Genomic DNA, 2,520 nt, shown 5'->3' on the forward strand with positions numbered 1-2,520 from the left:
CAAATGGTGCAGGGAACCCATCCTGGGTTCCCCGCACACACCCTTCCTTCCCGTTGAATCGGTCTTGCATTCTCTATCCCTATAGGCTCATCTAGGCTCATCCCGCCAGGCACGCCGTCCGCAGAAGGCGCAGGAACATCTGGCCATAGGTCACCCGGGGCACCTCCTCCCCCGCCAGCAGGGGGATTTCCGCCACGGTCTCCTCCCCGGAGGTCACCGTCAAAGTCCCCAGCCGGTCCCCCAGGGCCACGGGGGCGGGGACGGACTCCTCCAGCGCCACGGACTGGGTGAGGTTTCCGGCCTTGGCCTTCTCCAGAAGCAGCGTGCCCCCCTCGCCGGGCACCGGCTGGACCGTGGCCTGGGCCCCCAGCTCCACCGGGACGGGGGGCAGGGCCTGGTCCGGGACAATCTTCCGCAGGGCGTAGCTGGCAAAACCATGGCTCAGCAGGGCCTGGGCGTCCTCGAACCGCTGGGCGGAGGTGGCCCCCTTCATGATGACGGCAATGAGCTCCATGCCCTCCCGCTCCGCCGTGGCGGAGAGGCAGTAGAGGGCGCTGTCGGTGGAGCCGGTTTTCAGCCCCGTGGCCCCCTCGTAGAACCGCACCAGGCGGTTGGTGTTCACCAGCTGGGACTCCCCGTTCCGCAGGGTGTCCATCCAGATGGTGGTGTACTGGCGGATGTCCGGGTGGTTCAAAATCAGCTCCCGGCTCATCAGGGCGATGTCGTAGGCGGAGGTGACGTGGCCCGCCGCCGGAAGGCCCGTGGCGTTTTGAAAGGTGGTGTCCCGCATCCCCAGCTCCGCCGCCCGCCGGTTCATCCGCTCCACAAAGGCGTCCTCGCTGCCCGCCACGGTTTCCGCCAGGGCCACGGCGCAGTCGTTGGCGGAAACCACGCAGACCGCCTTCAGCATGTCGCTGACGCTGAGCTGCTCGTTCTCCTTCAGCCAGATCTGGGACCCGCCCATGGAACAGGCGTGGGCGGAGGCCGTCACCATGTCGTCGTACTTCAGCTGTCCGCTGTCCACGGCCTCCATGGTCAAAAGCAGCGTCATCACCTTGGTGACGCTGGCGGGCTCCAGCTGCTTGTGCTCGTCCTTGGCGAAGAGGACGGTCCCCGTCTCCTTCTCCATCAAAATGGCCGACGGCGCGGACACCTCCACCGCCCGGGCGCCGGTGGTCAGCAGCAGCGCGGCGCACAGCAGCGCGATTCCTCTTTTCATGATGCTCCCCCTTTTGCTTGTACTCGTCGGTTAAGNCTATGAGGCAAAGAGGACATTCATGCGTTGTCCTGGGACAAAACCCTTTGACCGGGGCGGAAAAATATGCTATGCTGATTCTGCTAATTTAAATTGGAAAGAGGGTATTCCCATGTCTGTTCCCATTCCCTTCGGCACGATGCCGGACGGTACGCCCGTAGAGCTGTATACACTGGCCGCCGGGGCGCTCTCCTGCCAAATCATCACCTTCGGCGGCTCTCTCCAGTCCCTCCGTGTCCCGGATCGATCGGGCAGGCCGGTGGACGTCCTCCTGGGCTTCGACGCGCTGGAGCCCTACCGGACCCACGGCAAGTCCCTGGGGGCCCTGGTGGGCCGGTATGCCAACCGCATCGGCGGGGCGAAATTTTCGCTGAACGGCCAAACTTATNAGCTGGCCGCCAATGACCANGCGGTCAACCACCTTCACGGCGGCCAGGTGGGCTTCAACCAACGGGTTTGGACTGTGGAAGAAGCGGAGGACAACCGCCTTGTCCTCTCCCTGCTCAGCCCCGACGGGGAAGAGGGCTACCCCGGAACTCTCAAGGTCCAAGCGGCCTACACCCTGACGGAAGAGGGCTTGACCATCGACTACCGGGCGGAGTCCGACCGGGATACTGTCTGCAACCTGACGAACCACGCCTATTTCAACCTCTCCGGCCACGACAGCGGCCCGGTGCTGGACCAGTCTATCCAGCTCCTGGCGGACCGCTACACCCCCACGGACCCCTTGTCCATTCCCACCGGGGAAATCGCCCCCGTGGAGGGCACCCCCATGGACCTGCGTCAGCCCACCCCCATCGGGGCCCGCATTGATGAGGCGTTCCCCCAGCTGCTCCAGGCCGGGGGCTATGACCACAACTGGATTCCGGTTGGCGAATCGGGCGCTCTCCGGCCCATTGCCCGGGCCTCTTCCCCCGCCACCGGCGTCTCCATGGAGGTTCTCTCCACCCTCCCCGGCGTGCAGTTCTACACGGGGAACTATCTGGACGGCTGTCCCGCCGGAAAGGGCGGCACGCCCTACGGGGGCCGCTGGGGTTTCTGCCTGGAAACCCAGTTCTATCCCGACTCCCCCAACCATGACAACTTCCCCTCCTGCGTCCTCCGGGCGGGAGAGGCCTTCCACCACACCACGGTGTTCCGCTTCCCCCAAAAATAAACGAGCAGGACCGGCCCTTTCGGGCGGTCCTTTCAGCCTGTCGAAAAGAGGCCTGTCTGTCTTCATTACCAGACAGGCCACAAAGTTAATGAGGGATAAAATGTAGGAA

General features: G+C 64.5%; 2 protein-coding genes. One reads left to right on the forward strand and one right to left on the reverse strand.

Annotation, left to right across the window (positions count from 1 at the left end):
* Positions 1-97 precede the first annotated feature (97 nt).
* On the reverse strand, positions 98-1,219 hold the full coding sequence (locus tag JX325_RS15215) for a D-alanyl-D-alanine carboxypeptidase family protein (protein ID WP_204791909.1): 1,122 nt from the start codon (positions 1,217-1,219) through the stop codon (positions 98-100).
* A 148-nt stretch (positions 1,220-1,367) separates the two neighbouring features.
* On the opposite strand from JX325_RS15215, the gene JX325_RS15220 reads away from it, so the two are divergent.
* The gene (locus JX325_RS15220; RefSeq protein ID WP_204791910.1) at positions 1,368-2,411 is read left to right on the forward strand and encodes an aldose epimerase family protein; all 1,044 of its coding nucleotides are present in this window, start codon (positions 1,368-1,370) and stop codon (positions 2,409-2,411) included.
* Positions 2,412-2,520 lie beyond the last annotated feature (109 nt).

Source organism: Oscillibacter sp. CU971 (genome assembly GCF_905219725.1).
Lineage (GTDB): Bacteria > Bacillota > Clostridia > Oscillospirales > Oscillospiraceae > Oscillibacter.